This window comes from Nostoc sp. UIC 10890 (assembly GCF_054786515.1).
This window is the reverse complement of sequence record NZ_JBSGKF010000001.1, coordinates 405,377-427,329: the sequence shown is the minus strand read 5'-3', so window position 1 is coordinate 427,329 and position 21,953 is coordinate 405,377. Positions and strand designations below refer to the sequence as shown.

The 21,953-nt window shown below is 42.2% G+C and carries 20 protein-coding genes and 1 pseudogene; 5 read left to right on the top strand and 16 right to left on the bottom strand.

The annotated features are described in order from the left end of the window. Positions 1-228: 228 nt before the first annotated feature. From devC to ACWATR_RS01790, 14 genes and pseudogenes are all read right to left on the bottom strand, one after another. Positions 229-1,416, bottom strand: a complete 1,188-nt coding sequence (devC, locus tag ACWATR_RS01855) for an ABC transporter permease DevC (RefSeq protein WP_460328936.1) — start codon at positions 1,414-1,416, stop codon at positions 229-231. A 155-nt stretch (positions 1,417-1,571) separates the two neighbouring features. Beyond that, a complete protein-coding gene (locus ACWATR_RS01850; RefSeq protein ID WP_460328934.1) occupies positions 1,572-2,777 on the bottom strand; it encodes an ABC exporter membrane fusion protein in 1,206 nt (401 codons plus the stop codon). A gap of 149 nt (positions 2,778-2,926) precedes the next feature. Continuing rightward, positions 2,927-3,964, bottom strand: a complete 1,038-nt coding sequence (hemF, locus tag ACWATR_RS01845; protein WP_460328931.1) for an oxygen-dependent coproporphyrinogen oxidase — start codon at positions 3,962-3,964, stop codon at positions 2,927-2,929. An 83-nt stretch (positions 3,965-4,047) separates the two neighbouring features. Next, positions 4,048-4,287, bottom strand: coding sequence for a hypothetical protein (locus ACWATR_RS01840; RefSeq protein ID WP_460328929.1), 240 nt, complete (start codon positions 4,285-4,287; stop codon positions 4,048-4,050). A gap of 74 nt (positions 4,288-4,361) precedes the next feature. Further along, entirely contained in the window at positions 4,362-5,273 is a 912-nt protein-coding gene (locus ACWATR_RS01835) for an alpha/beta fold hydrolase (RefSeq protein WP_460328927.1), read from the bottom strand. A gap of 244 nt (positions 5,274-5,517) precedes the next feature. Beyond that, positions 5,518-6,510 (bottom strand): porphobilinogen synthase, encoded by a 993-nt coding sequence (hemB, locus tag ACWATR_RS01830; protein WP_460328925.1) that lies wholly within the window; start codon positions 6,508-6,510, stop codon positions 5,518-5,520. A gap of 226 nt (positions 6,511-6,736) precedes the next feature. Beyond that, positions 6,737-7,723 (bottom strand): hydroxymethylbilane synthase, encoded by a 987-nt coding sequence (gene hemC, locus ACWATR_RS01825; protein WP_460328922.1) that lies wholly within the window; start codon positions 7,721-7,723, stop codon positions 6,737-6,739. 5 nt (positions 7,724-7,728) lie between these two features. Then, entirely contained in the window at positions 7,729-8,781 is a 1,053-nt protein-coding gene (hemE, locus tag ACWATR_RS01820; protein WP_460328920.1) for a uroporphyrinogen decarboxylase, read from the bottom strand. A 351-nt stretch (positions 8,782-9,132) separates the two neighbouring features. Beyond that, positions 9,133-10,227 carry an aromatic ring-hydroxylating dioxygenase subunit alpha gene (locus tag ACWATR_RS01815; RefSeq protein ID WP_460328918.1) on the bottom strand — a complete coding sequence of 365 codons (1,095 nt, stop codon included), beginning with the start codon at positions 10,225-10,227 and terminating at the stop codon, positions 9,133-9,135. Positions 10,228-10,279: 52 nt separating this feature from the next. After that, positions 10,280-11,722, bottom strand: coding sequence for a glutamyl-tRNA reductase (locus ACWATR_RS01810; RefSeq protein ID WP_460328915.1), 1,443 nt, complete (start codon positions 11,720-11,722; stop codon positions 10,280-10,282). A gap of 83 nt (positions 11,723-11,805) precedes the next feature. Then, entirely contained in the window at positions 11,806-13,239 is a 1,434-nt protein-coding gene (locus tag ACWATR_RS01805) for an FAD-binding protein (protein WP_460328913.1), read from the bottom strand. A gap of 5 nt (positions 13,240-13,244) precedes the next feature. Continuing rightward, the gene (locus tag ACWATR_RS01800) at positions 13,245-13,898 is read right to left on the bottom strand and encodes an L-2-amino-thiazoline-4-carboxylic acid hydrolase (RefSeq protein ID WP_460328910.1); all 654 of its coding nucleotides are present in this window, start codon (positions 13,896-13,898) and stop codon (positions 13,245-13,247) included. Positions 13,899-14,679: 781 nt separating this feature from the next. Then, the gene (gene hemF / locus ACWATR_RS01795; RefSeq protein WP_460328908.1) at positions 14,680-15,684 is read right to left on the bottom strand and encodes an oxygen-dependent coproporphyrinogen oxidase; all 1,005 of its coding nucleotides are present in this window, start codon (positions 15,682-15,684) and stop codon (positions 14,680-14,682) included. Between the two features lie 830 nt (positions 15,685-16,514). Then, a pseudogene (locus ACWATR_RS01790) lies at positions 16,515-17,007 on the bottom strand (ISAzo13-like element transposase-related protein); the annotation flags it as partial. Positions 17,008-17,326: 319 nt separating this feature from the next. Between ACWATR_RS01790 and ACWATR_RS01785 the strand changes: the two are divergent. The 4 genes from ACWATR_RS01785 to ACWATR_RS01770 all read left to right on the top strand — a co-directional run bounded on the left by ACWATR_RS01785 (position 17,327) and on the right by ACWATR_RS01770 (position 20,323). Further along, complete coding sequence (locus ACWATR_RS01785) at positions 17,327-17,635, top strand: hypothetical protein (protein ID WP_335052654.1); 309 nt, start codon at positions 17,327-17,329, stop codon at positions 17,633-17,635. Beyond that, positions 17,632-18,465: a hypothetical protein gene (locus ACWATR_RS01780; protein WP_460328905.1), complete on the top strand. Its 834-nt coding sequence runs from the start codon at positions 17,632-17,634 to the stop codon at positions 18,463-18,465. The genes ACWATR_RS01785 and ACWATR_RS01780 overlap by 4 nt, the downstream gene beginning before the upstream one ends. Before the next feature lie 18 nt (positions 18,466-18,483). Continuing rightward, complete coding sequence (locus ACWATR_RS01775) at positions 18,484-18,852, top strand: hypothetical protein (protein ID WP_460328903.1); 369 nt, start codon at positions 18,484-18,486, stop codon at positions 18,850-18,852. A 625-nt stretch (positions 18,853-19,477) separates the two neighbouring features. Further along, positions 19,478-20,323 carry a DNA/RNA non-specific endonuclease gene (locus ACWATR_RS01770; protein ID WP_460328901.1) on the top strand — a complete coding sequence of 282 codons (846 nt, stop codon included), beginning with the start codon at positions 19,478-19,480 and terminating at the stop codon, positions 20,321-20,323. A gap of 178 nt (positions 20,324-20,501) precedes the next feature. Here ACWATR_RS01770 and ACWATR_RS01765 read toward each other — a convergent pair whose 3' ends face one another. Beyond that, positions 20,502-20,903 carry a nuclease A inhibitor family protein gene (locus ACWATR_RS01765; protein ID WP_460328898.1) on the bottom strand — a complete coding sequence of 134 codons (402 nt, stop codon included), beginning with the start codon at positions 20,901-20,903 and terminating at the stop codon, positions 20,502-20,504. A 330-nt stretch (positions 20,904-21,233) separates the two neighbouring features. On the opposite strand from ACWATR_RS01765, the gene ACWATR_RS01760 reads away from it, so the two are divergent. Further along, positions 21,234-21,431, top strand: a complete 198-nt coding sequence (locus ACWATR_RS01760; RefSeq protein WP_460328896.1) for a DUF2795 domain-containing protein — start codon at positions 21,234-21,236, stop codon at positions 21,429-21,431. Here ACWATR_RS01760 and moaC read toward each other — a convergent pair. Then, positions 21,412-21,942, bottom strand: coding sequence for a cyclic pyranopterin monophosphate synthase MoaC (gene moaC / locus ACWATR_RS01755; RefSeq protein ID WP_460328894.1), 531 nt, complete (start codon positions 21,940-21,942; stop codon positions 21,412-21,414). The two genes, ACWATR_RS01760 and moaC, sit on opposite strands and share 20 nt — an antisense overlap. Positions 21,943-21,953: the final 11 nt, after the last annotated feature.

Here is a 21,953-nt window from a genome sequence, read left to right as displayed (position 1 = left end):
CTCTGCCTCCAATCTGGCATTGAGTCAGAGACTCAATGAATGCATTCCCAGTCGGAGACTGGGAACGAGGAAAGTCTTATCAAGCTAGGTTTTTAGGACTTGTGTGTACACCGTAGCCTTTATAAGGGGGGATTAAGGGGGGTAATAATTCGGTTAAAGTCACAGCTAACTACTTTTAAAACATCCTCTAAACTTCAACTCAAAATTCATCACTCGATTGCTCAAAACTTAGAAGATATCAGCCGGATCGGCTGCTCGTAACTTTTGCATAGCGATCGCTCCGGCTCCAATACACATGACGAAAGTCAAAATTAGCACAGTTCCCGCACGAGCTAGTTTCATCGTAGTCGGTAAAAACGTCACAGACTGAAAAAAGATGTAAAATCCACTCGATAGCAAAAAACCTGGAAGAAAGCCTAAAAGCGCTAAAGTAAAAGCTTCTTGAGCGATAACTCCAATCAGATATATATCGCTGTAACCCATTGCTTTTAACGTTGCGTATTCGGGCAAATGATCGGAGACATCAGTATAGAGAATTTGATAAACGATAACTGCTCCGACTAAAAAACCAATTGCAACACCGAGGTTAAAAGTCGGGCCAATAGAGGAGCCTGTAGACCAATATGCACTTTCACGGGCAGTGAATTCAGCAAGGTTTAGTACTAGTAAATCATCCGGTAGCTTGGCTCGTAAATCAGCCTGGATCTGCTCAATCGAGGCATTTGTTTCTACGTCAACAATACCCAGATCGATTTCGTTTGATCGGCGTTGGGGAAAGAGCCGTAAAAAGGTAGAATCGCTGACGATTAGATTACCGTCAGCAGAAAAAGAAGAACCGAGCTTAAATAATCCAACTATTTTAATTTGATAATCGTTAGCTTGAACAGAAAGCGGATTCTGTTTTTTCAGCAAACTAGGAACGTCCCCAAGCTGAGGAACCAATCCGGCTCTGTCAAACAGCGCTCGATTTAATAATTTTAGTTTATTCAGTTGTCCATCGAGTTCTGGTAAGTCAAATGCTGGCTGATTCGGATCGATTCCGTAGACAAAAATTTGACGGCTAGCTCGATTTTCAGGATTTCGCCACGATGCTTGACTCACATATAGCGTCGCTAGGGATTCTACACCGTTAACACCTGCTATTTTATAGAGCTTATTTCTGGAAAAACTTTTGATAGATTGCAAGTTATCAGACAGTTTATTGACTAAAAATAAATCTCCTTTAAGGGTGGTATAAGGGGTAACTTGCGAATCAAAGAGTGCATCTCTAACTCCTAATTGAAAAAACATCAGAAAATCAGCAAAGGCAATTCCTGCTATTGCAACTAATAAACGGGTCTTTTGACGGCTCATTTGCCGCCAGGCAAGTGGGGTTTTGCGGAATAATTTACCGAATATAAATGTTTTGATAGTCAAGTCGCTTCGCTCCAATTAAAAATTATAAATTCAAAATTCAAAATTCAAGGAACACATCTTTGGGTGAAGTGAAGACGCGATGAATCGCATCTCTACAAAATGGTCTATTTGTCGCATTATTTTTGAGCATTAGTATTAATTTTGCCTGTTGCCTCTTATTGGTTGATATTGTTATTTGGCTGAATGGCAACCTGTACTTGCAAGTTAGTTAAGTTCGCAACTCGTTTGCTATCTTGGGGATCGAGTGCAATTCTCACTTCAATGACTTTGCGATCGAGGTTTTCTCCAGGTTCGCCGCTAGTTACTTCTTGTTGGATCACTTGTAGTCCAATGAGCCGAACGGTTCCGCGTAACTCTGGGGAAAAAGACTCACTCGAAATTGTTACCTGTTGACCTTCACGAACTTTGCCAATATCAGTTTGATATATCTCTGCGATCGCTTGCATGGAGCTAGTTTGTCCGAGTTCGGCAATGCCTTTGGAGCCAACAACTTCTCCGGGTTTGGCTTTAATATCGAGAATGCGACCTGCTATGGGGGCGCGAATATAAACTTCTGCAAGATCAGCTTCAGCCTTTTTGACTGCGGCGATCGCTTTATTGACCTCGGCATCAGCTGCTTGCACATCTACCGGACGTACCTCAGCAATCTCATCTAAGGTTGCCTTAGCTTGCTTGATCTGCTGCCGTAGAGTATCTACACTCTTATTTTGGTTAGCTCTCGCTTCAGTAAGCTGTGCTTGCGTTGTTTCCAGAGCAAGTTGTTTTCGATCTACTTCCACCGCAGAAATCGCTCCGTTTTGGTAAAGCGAGGAATAGCGATTGTACTCACTATTGGCAGTTTTGACTTCGGCTTGCCAGCGAGAGATAGTAGCATCTCTAGTAGCTATTTCGCCCTTTAACTCTTGTTCAAGGCGAGCGATTTCAGCTTTTTGGGCGGCAATCTCTCCAGATTTTGCGCCAGCTTGTACCTTGGCTAACTGTGCCTGGGATACTTTGACTTGTGCTTGTGCTTCTAGTAGAGCATTTTGCAAACGATCGCGCGAATCCATAATGGCGATCGCTTGACCTGCTTTAACGCCACTGCCACGCTGTACAAGCAATTTGGCGACGCGATCGTTGCTTAACGTAGCAGGGACGGATACTTTGATGACTTCCGTTGCTGGTTCTATCCGTCCTAAAGCGGTAATTTCCTCAATCTTTGGTCTGGTTTGCACAACTTCAATGGGTTTGCTGGTTGGTTTTGATTGAGAATTTGATTGAGAAATACCATAGAAAGCGATAATTCCTGTAAGGGCGGTACCACCGACAACGACAGCCAGCGTCCATTGCTTTGAAGGTTTCGAGAGCAATTGTAAATTCATGTCAATCCTTCAAATTTCAGTGAGGACTTTAGTAAAATCGTCCTTGGTCATTAGTCATTTGTCCTTTGTAAATACGAATGACAAATGACAAATGACAAATGACAAATGACAAATGACGAATGACAAGTCTTATGTTTTGACGGCAAAAGTTAAACCAGAAGCGATGTCAGGCTTGCCCAATCTTGAGGCTTTAAGAATACTTGGTATAACTCGGCTTCTGGGGTGTTTGGTTCGGGTTGATAGCCATACTCCCAACGCACTAATGGAGGTAAAGACATCAAAATTGACTCGGTGCGCCCGTTAGTTTGCAGACCGAAAATTGTGCCGCGATCGTAAACTAAATTGAATTCAACGTAGCGTCCGCGCCGATATAATTGAAAATTACGTTCGCGATCGCCATACTCCATTGACTGCCGCCGCTTGACAATTGGCGTGTAAGCAGGTAGAAAAGCTTTACCGCAATCCTGCACGAATGCAAATAATTCTTCCCAATTGCGGGATGCTGGTATGCCAAGGCGATCGCTGGTGATTGCTGCTGTACCTTTGGGATCGGGGCCTCGATAAAGCTGACCTTGACCGTCCTGATAGTCAAAAAAGATCCCACCAATGCCCCGCATTTCTTGACGATGTTTGAGATAAAAATACTCGTCGCACCAAGGTTTAAAGACTGAATAATATTCGGGATCGTGCGCGTCACAAGCCTGCTTTAATGTGTGATGAAAATGGGCTGCATCTTCAGCAAACGGATAGTAAGGCGTTAGATCGATGCCGCCACCAAACCACCAAACCGGGCCAGCTTCAAAGTAGCGGTAGTTGAGATGAACAGTTGGCACGTAAGGATTGCGCGGATGCAATACCATTGAAGTTCCGGTGGCATAAAACTGATGTCCCTCTGCCTCTGGACGTTGTGCCAAGATTGAAGGCGGCAGGTGAGAACCCCAGACTTCAGAAAAGTTAACTCCACCTTGCTCGAATACTGCACCGTCGCGGATGACGCGGGATCTGCCGCCGCCTCCTTCAGGTCGTTCCCATGCATCTTCCTGAAACGTGCCTCCGCCATCTAGCTGTTGCAAACCCTGAGAGATTTCGTCTTGCAACTGTCGCATCAATTGACTGACTCTAATCTTGGCATCAACTGGGGGTAGAGATTTGGATTGAGTTACTTGAGGAGTTAAAGTAGTCTTCATAAGATCAACCTATTTTTCCTAATAACGAACATTTGAAGAAATTCGATAAATTTTGAAAGTTTGTAGGTGTATACACAAATCTTTTAGAGTTGTTGCGTAACGTAGGGAAAGTTAATTTTTGCAGGTCGATGCATCAAAGGTGCAGGTCGATGCATCAAAGGTGCAGGTCGATGCATCAAAGGTGCAGGTCGATGCATCAAAGGTGCGGGTCGATGCATCAAAGGTGCGGGTCGATGCATCAAAGGTGCAGGTCGATGCATCAAAGGTGCAGGTCGATGCATCAAAGGTGCGGGTCGATGCATCAAAGGTGCGGGTCGATGCATTAAAGATAGGGCTTTAAGAACTCTTGGTGTTCTTGGCAGTAGCCTACTCAACTAAGAAGCGCAATATCAAAAATTTACTGTGCTAACACAGGCAAAAACTTCCGAATTAATCCGATAATTACTTCCGGCACTTCCAGTTCTGGATTTAACCCTACATCTTCTAGTTCTATAAATGCTTGGATTGCTTGTGGATTTAGATTTGCAAGGCGACGCCCTACCTCCGGCCCTGTAAACTTCGCTTGGCTTCCCCAAATAAAGATGGTAGGCGTTGTCAATTTTGGAATGTATTCTGATAGATCGAAGCATGAGCTACCTTGTAAAAATGACAGGGCAGCATACTCGGCATTTGGCTGCTGTGCCGATTGCACAAAAGCTTCTACAATTTCGGGAGAAAGACGATTGGGTTGAGCAAACACTCGCTCAAAAAAGTCACGAATGCCAAAGCTGCTGACTTGGCCTGCGTAAAGAACGCGATCGAGAATAGGAATACTGGCAATTTGAGCGAAAAAGCTATTGCTGTAGTATTCTCTAAAATCTTTGACGCCTGAAGGAACCGTGAGAATGAGTGACTTAAACAGGTCGGGACGTTCGATTGCCGCTCGAATTGCAAATGCTCCAGTTAGGGAAGCAGCAATTATTGTTGCAGGGCCTTCGCAAGTCTTCTCGATGAACTCAATCAGCATCGCGATGTAGTCGCCTGGGAGATAATTTTGTTCGGGATGATCCGATCGCCCCCAGCCAATTAAGTCGGGTGCTAACACTCTATACTCCCCTGCAAATGCTGGATACACCTTCGACCACCCGTAGGCAGATGCTCCACCTCCAATACCGTGGAAGAATATCAAAGTTTCGCGGTCGCGCAGCGTGTCCGATGGCGTATCGCCCATTCCATCGGTTGCCCAAAGTTCACCTTGGTTAGTGTAATAGGCCATTTTTCCCAAGGTGGTTAAAGCAGAGCGTTGAACAAAACCGAGTGGAATGAACATACAAGACTTCCTTTTCTACGCCAACGACATTAAATCAAAACTATTGGTCTGCCAACCCAAAAATGTGCTTGTGAGCGCTGGGGAAAGGGTAAGGGATTTAAAACCTTTTCCCCTGCCCCTTATCCCCAAAGGGGGTCCCACCTTCCCCTTTACCCTTTACCCTTTACCCTTTACCCTTTACCCTTTACCCTTTCCCCCTTACCCCTTACCCCGCTTGCGTCACGAAAGCGAACTACTAGAAACTTTAATTGCCAAGTTTCGCTAACCAACGAGCAGCATCTTTGGCATGATAGGTGAGAATTAAGTCAGCGCCAGCCCGTTTAAAGCCAGTCAATGTTTCTATTACCACTCGTTCTTCGTCAATCCAACCGTTGAGGGCAGCAGCTTTAACCATCGAGTATTCGCCAGAAACGTTGTAAGCTGCAACGGGTAAGTTGCTTGCTTCCTTAACGCGCCAGATAATATCCATGTAGGCCAAGGCTGGCTTAACCATTAACATATCTGCACCTTCGGTAATGTCGAGTTCGATTTCTCTTAAGGCTTCACGACCGTTACCGGAGTCCATTTGGTAGGTTCTGCGATCGCCAAATTGCGGTGTTGAGTCGGCGGCATCGCGGAAAGGCCCGTAATAAGCCGAGGCATACTTGGCGGCGTAAGATAATATTGGCGTATCTTGGTAGCCTGCTTCATCTAAACCCGAACGAATGGCTTGGACGAAACCATCCATCATTCCAGATGGCGCGATGATATCTGCACCCGCTTTGACTTGTGAAACTGCCGTTTTTTTCAGCAATTCCAGGGTTGGGTCGTTGAGAACGCGCCCGGTTAAATCTCCTACTTCTAAATAGCCGCAGTGACCGTGACTAGTGTATTCGCACAAGCAAGTATCGACGATAATGATTAAGTTGGGTACAGCTTCTTTAACGGCAGTAGCAGCTTTTTGAACGATCCCGCAATTGTGCCAAGCGCCCGTTGCATCTGAATCCTTATCTTCAGGAATGCCAAATAAAATAATAGCTGGAATGCCGAGGTCGTAGACTTCCTTCGCTTCTTCGACGATTTTATCTACAGAAAGCTGGTAAACTCCAGGCATGGATTTGACTTCGTTAGCGATCGCCTCACCCGGTACGGCAAAAAGCGGGTAGATTAAATCGCTAGTTGTCAGGACGTTTTCGCGCACCATCCGCCGCAATTGGGGATGGCTTCTCAGCCGGCGCGGGCGATGAATTGGAAACATAGTATTAAAATGAACGATCAAAGGCTTTACTTAGCCAATAGACTTCTTGCAGAATATGGGTAAAGGGTAAGGGGTACACACAAGTCTGAAATAGTTTACTCACTGAGTTTTAGTGTCAGTTTTACCCCACCCTAACCCTCCCCGTATGTATTGGGGAGGGAACTAGATTTGCTGTTTCCCCCCTTTCTAAGGGGGGATTAAGGGGGGTAATTCAACTTGTGTCTACCTAACTACGCTGGACTGTCTGGAAAATTTCAGCCAAAATCTCTGTAGCTCCCTGTTGCCGCAATTTATGAGCTAATTGAATACCTAAATTTTCTGCCTCGCTAACAGTGCCGGTAACAGAATCTTTGACTAGACGTTTGCCATCGACGCTGGCGACTAATCCTGTTAATGTCAGTGTATTTCCGTCCAGTTGCGTATCAACACCGATTGGTACTTGGCAGCCACCTTCTAATTCTCGCAAGAAGGCACGTTCGGCTAAAACGCGATCGCGGGTAGGGATGTGTTCGATTGCTTTGAGTAATGACAGCACTTGCAAATCATCAGCGCGGCATTCAATCCCTAACGCTCCCTGTCCGACAGCATAAAGAGAAAGTTCGGTTGGCAGAATTTGATGAATGCGATCGCTCATTCCCAATCGCTGCAACCCTGCTGCTGCCAAAATCAGCACATCGTACTCTCCATCATCTAACTTTGCCAAGCGTGTATTTAAGTTGCCGCGCACATCCTTAAAAGTAAAATGGGGGAAGTGATAACGCAATTGGGCAAGGCGGCGCAAGGAAGAAGTGCCGATAACTGTGCCTTCTGGCAGCGTATCGATTTGCTTATCTTTGTGCTTTTCATGCACAACTAAAGCATCTGCTGGGTTTTCCCGTTCTGTTACGGCTGCTAAGGCTAACCCCTCTGGCAAGCAGGTTGGCAGATCCTTGAGAGAGTGAACCGCAAAGTCAATCTCCTGATTGAGCATTCCCAATTCAAGTTCTTTGGTGAATAATCCCTTATCGCCAATCTTGGCTAATGCCACATCCAAGATGTTGTCGCCTTGGGTGGACATGGTGTGGACTTCAAAGGAAATATCGGGAAAATGCTTTTGGAGTTGTTCTCGAACCCAGTAAGTTTGCACGAGTGCGAGTTGGCTTTTACGAGAACCGATGCGGATGGTGCGAACGGGACTGGAAATATTAGATGAAGCGGGTTGCACTGAAGTCATAGCTTTTAGTTGAGATTGTTTGACGCGTAGTTGAGCTGCTTGACTGTCTCGAAAAAGAAAGCAACATTCTCTTCTGGAGTGTTCGGTAAAATCCCGTGACCGAGATTAAGGATGTGCTTCTGATTCCCCGCTTTGCGGATTGTGTCCAGAATGCGATCGCGGATTAGTTCTTTAGTACCGAATAACACGCAGGGATCGATATTTCCTTGCACTCCAATATTTGCGCCGAGTCGCTGCCGTGCTACTGCCATATCTACAGTCCAGTCTACGCTAATGATATCGACACCCGATTGTGCCATTAACTCTAGGATTCCAGCACTGTTGTTGATATACAAAATCAGAGGCGTGTCCGGGTGCGTTGCTTTCACCTGTTGCACAACTCGTTGCAGGTAAGGTAGAGAAAACGTTTGGAAATCTTCAGGGCTGAGTTGTCCTGCCCAAGAGTCAAACAGTTGCACGATTTGGGCCCCGGCATCAATTTGGTAGCGGGCGTAAACTGCGATCGCATCTGCCAGCTTACCTAAAAATTGATGCAGCATTGCAGGTTGACAGAAAGCCATTCTTTTGATGATGGCGTAGTCTTTCGAGCTTTTACCTTCAATTGCATAGGCAGCTAGCGTCCAAGGAGCGCCAACAAAGCCCAAGACGGTAGCTTGACCGTTAACTTCTTGGCGTAGCGTCCTCAGAATTTGCTGCACGAAGGGTAAAGAAGCTTCGGGATTGAGGTCAGTCAGCGCTTCAATTTGGGCTGGCGTGCGGATTGGCTGCTCGAATATTGGCCCTTTACTTTCGATAATGTCAAAGGAGATACCCATACCAGGCAACGGTGTGAGGATATCTGAGAACATGATCACCCCATCGGGTTGGAAGGCACGGAAAGGTTGCAGCGAGATTTCCACAGCTAAATCAGGGTTCTCGGAGCGATCGCGGAAGGAAGGATACTTCTGACGCAAGTCTCGATAAACTTTCATGTAGCGACCTGCTTGGCGCATCACCCATACCGGAGGGCGATCGAGTACTTCACCTCGCGCCGCTTGCAGTAACGTATAATTCCCCATACATTTCTCCCTGGATTTAATAATTGTCATTTCAAGTATTTGGGATTTGCAACAATCCAATCTTGTGGGGTGGGCATCTTGCCCGCCGCCCTAGTTATGCGAACTCTAAATTTAACGTGAGTTCGACAAGTCTTATTTGACCTCTCCCCCAACCCCTCTCCGACACGGAGAGGGGAGTAAAAAGCTTAATTTTTCGTTGCTCCTCCCTTTCCGTTTCGGAGAGGGCAGGGTGGTTTCATACAACGAGAGAAAAACTAAAACTGGGTTTCAAAGCCTCTCTCCGCTTCGGGGAGAGGTTTGGAGAGGGGTCAAAATCTATGGTTATACATGAAGCAATAAGACAAAAGCTGTTCATGAGCGATCGCCCACTATGGCTGAAACAAACCATTCTGTTTTCTCAGAAGAAGGTGGCGTTAAATTTCCGTTCGAGTTATCTGATTCGGTCTGATAAGGTTTCATACCCCATCCCATAGCCAAACATTTTTGCCGAAGTTTGCGATAAGCAAGAGATAAGTTATCGCAAGGAACGTGAACTTCGTCTGACAACTTATCGGGGACTGCCATCGGATATTCGGACTCAACCACTCCCTTATCTTCCATTACAACTTTATAAGCTGCTCGTTGAAAGATGCCATCAGCCCAAGGGAAAGTTAAAAAACTGCGAAACTGAATTCGCTTGGTAATTGTGGTGCGATCGTCAACAGGAACGTGGACAGTAAAATTAACCAGCTTGCCACGACCGAAGTCAACCACTAACCGAGTAATATTAGGCATATAAAAGCCTAAAGTCACCTTCACATTGGCTTTCAATGGGCGAAACACAAAGGCGAAAAGGTCTTTTGCTTTGGTATAATCTCGGACATTAACTTTAGCGTGACCTTCCCACTCCCCTACATTCAGCTCGTAATCTTCCATTTTTTGCTCTAATGCAAACCCATTGCCAAAGGACTTGGAATGAATAATAGATACATGAGACATATCCATATCATTCTCTAGCGTGCGGGTGTAGTGAGCATTCAGTTCGTATTCAAAGAAAATTTTCTGTAGGCTTGGGTCTTCAAATTCTGGCAAGGGTGGGATTGGTGGACGTTCTTCTTCTGGTAAGTCTCCATAAAATAGCCAGATAAAACCGTATTTTTCCTGGATTGGATAGCTATCTACACGAGCATTCTTGGGAATAGGAATTCCGGGTTGATTAGCAGGAATATTAATACATTTCCCATCTGCTTGAAACTTCCAAGCATGATAGGGGCAATGGATACAATCATCTTTTACCCAACCGAGAGACAAGGCAGCACCACGATGGGGACACCGATCTTGGAGAGCTATCAGTTGTCCTTTAGCGTTACGGTAAAAGACTAATTTCTGATTTAATATCCGCACTTGCTTGGGCTTGTTAGTAACGGCGGCGCTAAACTCACAAGCGTACCAGAAGTTTTTTAACATACTTCCTTCTTGTTATTGCTATTAAGAATCATGGATTTTCTTAAGTTACGCTTTAAGCAATAACTTCTTCGACTTTTGCATGGACTTCAATACTTTCAAGTCTCATTTGAGCAACTTTGAAATGTTCCCGATTCAGTTGAGCAACATTGATGTTTTTTGCTGCTATCTCTACGGTGCTTATTGATAGGGAGGATGTTTGGGCAACAAAACTAGATTGCACCTCTCCTGTATCTAGGTTAAACAACTCTTGCAGAACTTGGAGGACAAGGCGTTGAGCTTCTACATCCCTCTGCGTCCGCAGTTGCACCATCGGTTCGTGGAGAATTTTGTTGATAATCCTTTGAGTTAAGGCTTCAACGGCTTCTTGATGTTTTTTAGCAAAATCAGACCCCATACGGGACAAAGCTTTTTCTAACTCTTGTTCACGAATTTTTTCGAGTTTATCCCGTAAACAGCTAATAATGGAAACGGTTTCTCGCGATCGCAACCAAGTTTGAAATGCGTCTAAATCCTCTTGGATTAATGCTTGCGCCTCTATTGCCATTTGCCGACGACTTTCTTGATTCTGGGCAACGACGGTTTTTAAATCATCAACATTAAACACTCGCACGTGAGGTAACTCATTAACGTCCGCGTCAACGTTACGAGGCACTGAAATATCGACCAGCATCAAAGGCTGTTCGGGTTGCAATGCAGCTTTGAGTTTGGCTTTATCGAGTAAGGGTTCAACTGAAGCAGTGCTGGTAAAGACCAAATCCGCAGTTGCCACTAATGACATCAATTCAGCAAGGGGATAATATTGCACTCCAGCATCACTAAATTGATTCGCCAATTCCTCAGCTCGTTCCAGGGAACGATTGACAATCGAAATTTGAGTTGCGCCTTTAGAGATTAGATGTTGCACCAGTCGCCGAGCCATGTTGCCAGCGCCGACAATTGTCACTCGGCAAGCCGATAACTTCTCTACTTTGATTTGGGCTAATTCTACTGCCGCAGAGCTAACCGAAACCGCACCCGTACCGATTGATGTTTGCGTTCTCACCCGCTTTGCAGTGGTAACGGCTTGCTTGAACAACTGATTGAGGATGCGATCGCCCTGATTGTATTGCTGAACCAGTTGGAAGGTGTGTTTGACTTGAGCTAGAATTTGTCCTTCTCCCAACACCAAGCTATCTAAACCGGAAGCAACTTGCATCAAATGCCTAACAGCATCTTGCTGTAGCAGAGTAAACAAGTATTGATGCAAATCTGCAAAAGGCAGTTTACTATACTCGCAAAGAAACTCTGTAACCTCTTGAGCCGCCCGATCTATCTGGTTTACAACTACGTAAATTTCTAAACGATTACAAGTGCTAAGAATGGCAGCTTCTTCAATGTGAGAGTATTTACACAGCTGAGCGATCGCGTTTTCAATTCGTTCTTCTGGAATACTCAGTTTTTCCCGAATTTCAACCGGGGCTGTTTTGTGACTAAGACCTACAAGTGCGATATTCATGTTTCCTCTTTTGAAGTTTGTCTTCTTCTAGAGCCTCGGTCAAGTAATATGGATGGTTCTAAACAAGATGATTGAGAAGTGACTTATACTGCGATCGCAGACTTAGTAGCAACATTCCCAACAAGTTGGTTTTCCTGTGGCGCGATCTGTTCGTACTCAAAAAAGCCAGAGTTAAATATTCCTTTGGGATCGTACTTACTTTTGATTTGATTAACTTTTGGCCAGTAATCGCCAAATTGGCTTTGCCACTGTTGAATCGTAAAATCTATCCAGCAAGTTAAATATCTTTTTCCGCCCATCTCTAAACTCAGGTTACTGAGCTTTTTCAATTCAGCTAAGATGGGTTGAACTTGCGATTTCGGAATGCTGGGATAAATTCCAAACCCAAAAATTAGTTCTTCGTCTTGCGGTAAACGAAACATCGGCATCTTATTATTCCGGTTTACCAAGCAAAAGCAGCCCATTTGGGCTTTACTAATATCGAGAAAAGAAGGCAACTGTTTGAGAGCCGTTTCAATGTAATTTTTAGCCGATGATGCGGGAAGAAAAACATCCATCCAAGGGTGAGCGATATCCTTACTATCTACTTGAATCATCGGTTCGATGAATTGTGCAAATCCCAAGTCTTCAGTATGGATATGACGGTAAAAATTTAAGCCAGCAAGGATTTCTTTGTCATCAATAGCTTCAATAGAATTTGCTTCAACAGTAATCCGCAAGGTGTAAAACCATTGAATCAAAGGTTGCATTATTCCTGTTGCTCTAGATACTCCTTGCAAACAGGGAACTGGGAAAGATACGAGATGATCCACCCTTTGTTCGGTGACTAAAACCCGTTTGTCATCCAAAAGAGCATCTAGGTTGTCATAGAACAACAAATACGTGCGGGTTTGGGAAGGATAAACTTTGAGTTTGTGCTGAACTTGGGTAATAATTCCAAACTGACCGTAACCACAAAGTACGTGATTAAAAAGTTCGCTGTTTTCTTCAGGCGAACACCAGAGAATATCACCTTCTGCTGTTACGACTTCTAAACCAAGACAATTATCAGCTTGATTTCCGTAACGAAAAGAGGCTGCACCTATACCACCCGCAGAATGAGTTCCTCCTACAGAAACACCAAAATAATTGGTTAATACGGGAGGAACTAAACCATCAGGAATACAAGCATCAATTACTTGATTCCAAGAAGTCCCCGCATCAGCTTTAAACCAGAGTTGCTCTTTTTGGATCTCTCGAATTTTATCGAGATTCCTCATATTTAAAACGATTCCATCTTGGTTTAAAGACTGACCGCCTAACGAATGTCCCGCAGCGCGTGAAGAAACTACTAATCCTTTTTGAGCGGCATATTTAACAGTTTGGGCAATATCGTTAGCGTTTTGAGGAGTGACAACAACTTGAGGAGACTTTTGGAATATACCACCAAAATCTTCGGAAACTTCTGTCAAAATTTCTGAAGCGTTGCTGACTTCACCTGCAATCAAATGCTTGAGGTCTTGAAGAATGCCATTCATAAAAGTTACGATCCTTTAGAAAGAGATGTTTTTAAAAGATTCATCCCAATCTGCAAGATTTTAGGAGTCAAGCGAATCAAATCGAGAATATGAGAGAATAAGCTCGGTGTTTTTTGCGGCTTTACTTCTAACCCTTTGGCAGGTCTTTCATACTTGAACATACAAACGCAGTCACCATCTGCTTGCTTGCTAATAATTGCAGCTTTCATCCCAGGAAATGCTCTCCTGGTTGCTTCTTGTTCCATCTCACAAATAACTCGGCAAGGGCTTTCAAGTCCATATTCTTTGGCAATTGAAAGCACCGGGCAAACTCGTTGAATTTCTAGTGCAGCATCTTTTCCTTCTTGGGAAATATCTACGACTTGCATTTTGAAGCCCATGATCCGAAAGATCGGAATTGCATCGGTAAAGCCTTTCGCTATGGTGGTATTGTCAATGAAAGCACCCATGAACGCTTTTTGATGACTAGGGTAGGCTAACATCATTTGTTCAAAAGCTGCATCTTCTCCAATTTCATCTGACAGTTTCTTGTAGGCTGCAAATCGATTCCTAAACATACTTACTGCTTTGGAAGAATCCATTTGCATCACATCGTTCATGGTAATGTCGCCAATACCTATAACGTTATCCATTGCCAGTTCTCCGTGTTTGTTACTCATTTAAATGACCTAAAAAAACGAGCTAATCGATGGCTAATTACTGCTAAATTTCAGACAGCGATCGCCAGAAACTTTTTTGCTCCTATAATCCTACGATTGACTTCAGGGCTAGCATGTCCTTGGTGATTCAGGGCTAGTATGAATTGAACTCCATAAGTATAGTAAAATGATCGTCAACGTTAGATATCTGCTAGCGAACATACACAAGAATACAATGTCAACTTCTTGCAGTTGTTTGATGGAGAGAGAACTCAACCATTGAGCTTGGAAAAACTTGCTAATTTCAGTTTTGAAGTTGGCGAATTCAGTTGAGTTAGACCAGCGAAATAATTGGTTAATTTTTAGCAAAATACTTGTCGGCAATTTTTCCATAAACACCTTGTTACTTCCTATTTAGAGGCTATCTCTAAAGAAATGTAAAGAGTAAAAATTGGGCGCTTGTTATACCATTTCACTCAATTCTTGATACAAATTACTTTTCTTACTTTCCCTGGCTCAAGAACAGGCTGCCATCTGTATCAATCTTCAGGTGAAACGGTATTAGCCCTCTTTTATCACTTTGGGAGAACCCAATCACTGAAAGCCTTTCAGAGCTTAAATCTTCAGGTTTTGGTTCCAAATTTCAGTTCCTGTTAGAAAATAAACACTCAAAGCTTGACTCGATCAAAGTTTCGGAATCTTGCTTCGATTATTGTTTTCCGAGAGTAACAAAACAGGGTTAGGATTTGGGTAGCCAACATTTTTTATCAGCTGCTGTTTTCAAATCTGCTCTTGACCGTCTTTACACCCATTCCTGGGGATTTCTCAGTACCTCTAGAAGCTTTGCTTCTTGGCTATCAGCGGTGGGTTGGTCATTATAGTTCCAAAAAGCTTCTCCAGGCATACAATTAAGAACACTTTGTGTACTCACGATGCCGCTTTCCAATCCGAATCGAACACCTCTGTCATGCAGTAGAATAAATTCGGCATAACGTCCGCGTCTGATGCGCTGCCAATATTTATCCTGTTCTGTAAACTCCATATCCTTACGTTGTTTGACAATCGGAAAATAAGCAGGGATGAAAGCTTCAGAACAAGTTTTTACGAAGGAAAGTAAAGTTTCGACATCGGAATGTTGTAAATTGTCAAAGAAAATTCCACCTACACCTCTACACTCACTGCGATGAGGAAGATAAAAGTATTCGTCACACCACTTTTTCAAGCGTGGATAGAGTTCTGCATCGTGCTGGTCGCAAGCTGCTTTATGTACTTGATGAAAATGAACTGCATCTTCTTCAAATAAGTAAATTGGTGTTAAATCACCTCCACCGCCAAACCACCAAGAACCAGGTTCAGTGCCATCACCCAATTGGAAGTAGCGATAGTTAACGTGTGCTGTCGGTATCATTGGATTAGATCCATTAATAACAACACTGGTACTCGTAGCGAAGAAAGAAGTACCTTTTTGATCTGGCGTTATAGTTGTTGGGTCAGCCATCACAACATCCGATCCTCGGAAGGTGACACCAGGAGGTAACTCACCTTGCATCGATACGTAGTTGATACCTACTTTTTCAAATACATTCCCGCTCCGCAGCGACTTGTCGATATATATAGCACCATTGCTGTTTTCACCTTGTACCCATTGGCCTCTTTCATCTCTTGTCCAGCGTTGTTCGTCAAGTTTACTTCCATCTATTTCCTCAATAGTTTGGCAAACATTATCGAACATATCTAGCAAAAAACTTTCAACTCTATTACTAATGGGTGGTTGCTTGACTGCTGGATTTTCAAGAATTTGAACCATGACAACTGACCTCGTAGTGACTAAATAGTTATTTGCAAAAAAGGAATTTTGGAATCTAGAAAAATTGGAAGTTGCTTCTCAACCTTTCATCTTGAGGTTGCATTGATTAAGTATGTTTGCTCTGTAGCAAAATTCTGGGAAGGAAAGAGCTAGCATTTCGCGTTAATTACTTTTGGTTTTCGCGTTACCTAAGTCCTTTCACTATCTATCTTTTTACTTTAGTCAGGTTTTTACTAGTGAAGATATAGAATTTTAGGAAAATTATAAAGAAAATATTAAAAACGTAAGTGCCTAGTTTGGACAAGAAAAATAGGATAACTTCAATAGCTATAACCAGTCACACTTCAAATCAGTGTTTGACATTATTTTGACTTAACTAAAAAATAAGTTATTTTTATCTAATATTTAACTTAAACATAATCAATATCTCAGTCTTTAGATAGAAGACAGACTATTATTGTAAATTATTGGTATTTGTACTATTTTTTTAGCTTTTTCAAAAATCGAGACTTCCAGAAAATAAAATATACAGTTAATTGAAATGATAATCATTTTTAAAAGCGAAAAATATGCAAGATAAATATCTGCACTCAAGAGCAACTTAGGAGCAGCCGCACCACCTACTACGAATGAAATAAACACTTTTTTCCCTACTCTCCGTATTTCTTGAAAGTGCAGTAGGACATGACTTTTTTAGTTAAATGTATCCATCAAGTAAGTTTGACTGACTAACTTAACAACTGAATGCTTATCATTCCCAGTCATAGTTTTAGCAAAATATAATGCTGTTTAAATCCCATCATTTTTTTTATTCTAATGATTCTCTAAAATTCAGTTTCGGGTATTTTTTTGAGGTTTAATCTTGGCAATCGGCTTGAGGCAATACCCTAAATCATTTAACTTGACACGAATTGTTTCCGAAGTTGGTAATTCTTCATAAGTATAACCAAATTTATCAATTAACTGCTGTCTAACTTCAGCAGCAGAAAGAGGTGTATACAGTCTTTGGCTTTTACAAATTGGGTCTATTTGGCTTTGTGAATCGACAATTTTTTTGATATTTTCTAAAAGATTTGGTAGTTTTACTTCTGCTTTATAACGCCCTCTACTTCGATAATTATCCACGCAAGTGATACTAGTGCTTAATTCTTTAATTCCTTTACTAATAGTTACACGATTCCATCCTAACTCTCGCTCCGCTAGAGACTGTCCCCCCTGTCCTAATGCCACAACTGTTTGTGCTATAAATTTACGTTTGTCCGCACCTTTTAATTGCTGTGCGGTTTCCTTCAACAACTTTTTCAGTGAATCCGTTAATTGTATTGACATCTTTATCCACCCCAAAATAAAATCATCATTAAATTTACTACAAAAAGGGAAGGGAGAGGCTAAGAACGGCAAGCTCTCCCACTTTTATATAATGATTATCATTATTGTGTTTGTATATTTTATTTTCTGGAATTTTCTTAAAATGCGTGCAGTGTTGTCACTACTAAATAACTTTTTTCTTAACTTCACTAGTCTTTACTGGTGAAAATTTTTAGAAAACTTACCCTAGATCACAAAGGACTTTTGAACTTTTGTTTTTGTAGCCTGGATGTATAAGGAGGAGCAAGAGTCATATACGGTGATTAAAGGTAGTATGCCGAAAGCGCTTAAGTTTCGGTTTAAAGCGCTCTGTGCACAATATGGATTAAAGATGAGTGAAGTCTTGGAAGTATTAATCAGCGAATGGGTAAAGGCTGATGGCCCAACTTCTTCTTTCATGACTAACACCTTAGATGAAGACCGAGACGATATCACGCATATCAAGGCATACATTCCCTCCTCCCTGAAGATACAATTTAAAGTTCTTTGTGCTCAAAGAGAGGTTATGCAACGCTTTATCCTCCACAACCTTATTCGTGAATGGGTAGAAACAACCCATGAAAATGAAAGAAACTTGCCATGAATCTATTATTCCGTTCAACTAACATCGACAAACCTAACAAAAGTAACCAATTAAGTCTAAAGAGTAGTAATCCCTTTATCCAACTGATATTTAACAGGGACACTATATCTGAGACTCGTAAGCTTCTAGATAGAGCTATAGTATCTGCTGCCAAAGATACATTACCCAACTGCAAGCCACCGGCCTTAACTCCCTCCCATTGGATCTGGCAACTTGCCGCTTCCTACCATTTAACTCACTCTACTGGGGTATTAATGGAAGAAGCAGCTGGGCGCTTTGCTGAATTGGGACGCTGGAGTTTAGCACAGTGGGCGGCACAGAAAGCTCGTGAAGAACAAGGTCACGATCGCCTCGCCTTGCTTGATATTCAGTCGATGGGATATGAGGCGGAAGCTGTAGTCAAAGCACTCCTCCCTCCGAGTGCTATGGCTTTGCTGAGTTACTTCACTCAGAGCGTACAAGCAGCAGATCCAATTGGTTGCGTTGGGTATTGCTATACGATGGAACGTCTAGCAATGAATATCAAAGCAGAGCATATTCAACAGGTGGAAGCGATACTACCACCTAATACCTATGCTACTCGCTGCCTGCGAATGCACAGTTGTTTAGGTAGTGACGTAAAGCATGTGGATGAGACAGTTCAAATAGTGGCAGCACTAAGTTCAGAGGAGCGCACTAACATAACTGTCGCCTGCTATGAAACTGCACTGTTGTACTTCGGTTCGCTTAAGGAGAAGTATATATCAGAAGTGGAATTACAGCAGGTATTGAATCAGTTGAGGTTAGATCCTTGTAATCAGAATAATTCTATTCCTCAATACATTTGCTAGTGCAGAGAGCGCTGAACAATGATTAATTTGTTGGCGTTGCAGAGAAAGCGGAATGATTTAGCAAATTGTAAAATTTCTCCGTCTGCTTCCCCTGTACAAGAACTGCCTAAGAACAGCTTGCTACAATTCATCAACTTGTTGTGGAACGCCAATTTGTTTAACCAATTCTTAATTACATACTTGAAACAATCTGAGGAAAATACAATGAACGTCGCAATCACAAGCATTGGGCAGCAATTTTTTGGCTGGAAATCTTTTAGATACTTTTTGAAGCACAACTTCGAGACTTGGTTTCAAGTTCCAAATGACGACGAAATTGAACTGGAAGACTTTTTGAAAGATCAATTCGACCAAGGAATATTTTTTAATATTCCTTCCTCTTTCTAAGCTCTTGTGAGAGGTTAAGATAATGCGTATTTTGTCAATCAGTCAAAATACCCTCTAGACCTCAGTAGAGCGAAAATAGCGATCGCTTGGGCGCGGGCACTCCGCGCCATCACTCAATTATTCAAGCCAATACTAAGTAAGTATCTAGGCATAAATAAATTTAAAGTTTGTAGTGAGTTAGCGCGGTCTTGGGGGTTTCCCCCATGAGCGACTAACGAACCCGAAGGGTAAGGACTTTAGTCCTGATAATCCTTGCTCTGAGCGATAAATCGCTCACTACAAACTAGGAGTTTATTTTATATTTAATTATGTCTATAGCAATCCTAAATCATTAGTGAAAAATTAGATCCCCGACTTCTTCGAGAAGTCGGGGATCTGGACATCGCGCATTTTCACAACTCATTTAGGATTGCTATACCTACTTATATAAGTTTTTCATCTTATTTAGTTGATTATCTAATTTCAGATAATCAACTAAATAATTACTAGATGTTAACGCAATGTTTACAGCTTTTTAACCTCTCTTTATACAACCATAGCTATATTGCGATTGGTAAGTTTTACTGAATTTCTGTAACTTTAACAGAAACAATTGTAGTTTGTTTAAACAAATAAATAGTAACAAATGAAGAAGTCTAATTTTCTCAGGGCTATTCTAACTATTGCTGTACCAACAGCAATATCTTTCACTCTGCTTAATTATCTACAAAAGCCACTAACAGCCCAAACCTCAAGTGTTCATCTAAGAATGGGCAATCCTAGTAATGCTGGCAGTAGTTACAGTAATCTTTTGTTGAGCAAATCTCAATACGCAGTTTCTCACAATTGCTATAGAGGGACACCAAATTGGGTAAGTTGGCAGCTAAACACATCATGGCTAGGAAGCGCACCTCGCCAAGATGATTTTCGTGCAGATACTACATTACCTTCAAACTGCTACAGAGTCACTTCTTCCGATTACACTGGTAGCGGTTTTGATAGGGGACACATGACTGCTTCAGCAGATAGGACAAATACAGTTACCAATAACTCTGCTACTTTTTTAATGACGAATATAATTCCTCAGTCACCTGATAATAATCAGGGGCCTTGGGCTGCACTAGAAAACTATTCTAGAGACTTAGTAAACCAGGGGAAAGAACTCTATATTATTTCGGGTTCCTATGGCACTGGTGGAACTGGGTCGAATGGAACAAGAAACACAATTGCTAATGGTAACGTTACAGTTCCGAACAGAACATGGAAGGTTATTGTAGTATTCAATTCATTAAATTCTAATGCTAGCAACGTCACTACTAACACAAGAGTAATTGCAGTGAATGTGCCTAATTCGCAGGGAATTAGAAATAATAGCTGGAGAGACTACAGAGTTAGTGTTGATTCCATTGAAATAAACACTGGTTACAATTTGCTCTCTAATGTTTCTTCGTCTGTTCAAAGTGTAATTGAGTCTAGAGTTGACAATTTGTAAGGATACTTACTTCACTTAAAACTTAAAGCCTGTCTGTAATTCAATACGGTTCAGTTAAGGGCTAATTGTACAAATTTGTGGGTTTTCGAGACGCGATAAATCGCCGTCTCTACAAGTGTTTTGGTATTATCTGAACTATATTGGTCTATAATTTATAGACAGGCTGATGTTTGATTAGTTAGGTTTCTACAACTTTTGTCGAAATTCCGGCTAAATCTCCAGATGGAGTTTTACCAACAATATAGACATCAATATTTATCGTACCTATGCGATAAACTTTAATATCAGTGAAGGTGTCTTGTAGTATTTTGACAAGTGATTTAAACTTTGGCACATTTTGTTGTTGTATTTCATCGTGCCATTCTTTTTCTTGGGCACAGTTCCGAAAAAAATAATCTAGTTCGACTTCTTCAACTGATGTTTCTTGAGGATGTCCTGCTAACTGGAGAAGTTTTTGAGCGGTCATTGGTTCTTGCGCTTGATTAGACCACAAAAAAACTTCAAAAGGATACTCTGATTCACTTATCATTAACAAACCATCGGAAGCTTGTTTAAGTTTTTCCGTAATCTCGTTAGTCATAAAATTTATTTATGGTTATGAGCATTGATTTTTGAGTTTGCCAATCAGAGAATTAAGATTAATTTGGGTAGGCCAAACTTGAGGAAGATTTCCAGAATTATATCCTCTGTCTTTCAATCCTTGAATAAAAAATTACCTATTTCTCCTCTGCTCCCTGCTCCCTGCCTCTTTTCAATGCCCCATGCCCCATGCCCCATTCCCCATACATGATTCATCAACCTAGTGGATGAGCTTTTAATCTTTCTCAGTTAAAAATGATTCATCTTTTTGATAGAGGGAGCAAATATATCCACTTGTGAACATGGAAAGAACCTTTAGAGGTGGATAAAAATGGCTAAGGCAAATCCAGTTGAAATACAAAAACACTTGAAAGGTGTTGACTATCCCGCGAGTAAGAAAGAATTGACTAAGCACGCTAAAAAGCAAGGAGCAGATAAGGAAATTCTCTCTCTGTTAGAGAAACTGCCAGATGATGAGGAATTTGATAGCCCAGCCGATCTCAATAAAGCTATAGGTGAGATAATCTAGGTTCTTGCTCTGGCGGGGAATAATCTCCTGATTTCCCGCCACTTTTACTGATTAAATGAATTGATTCAATCTGAATCGACTTTTCTAAAGCTTTTGCCATATCGTATAAAGTCAGGGCGGCCACAGAAACGGCAGTTAAGGCTTCCATTTCTACACCAGTTTCAGCTTTAGTTTTAACTGTGGCTTGAATTTGATAACCAGGTAGTTGCGGGTCGGGTATAATCTCGACTGCGATTTTTTGCAAAGGCAAAGGATGACACAGAGGAATTAAAGTGGCTGTTTGCTTGGCTGCCATAATCCCAGCCAATCTTGCAGTTGCCAAAACATCCCCTTTTGGAACATTTCCAGCTTGAATGGCAGCGAAGGTGGCTGGCAGCATCCGCACATTAGCAGCGGCTACTGCTTGGCGGATAGTGGGTGCTTTATCAGACACATCTACCATCTGTGCCTGTCCGTGGTGATCTAGATGGGTTAAGCTGGCAAAATTAGATGGAAAATTATCTTGCGTCATTTAGTTAGAAC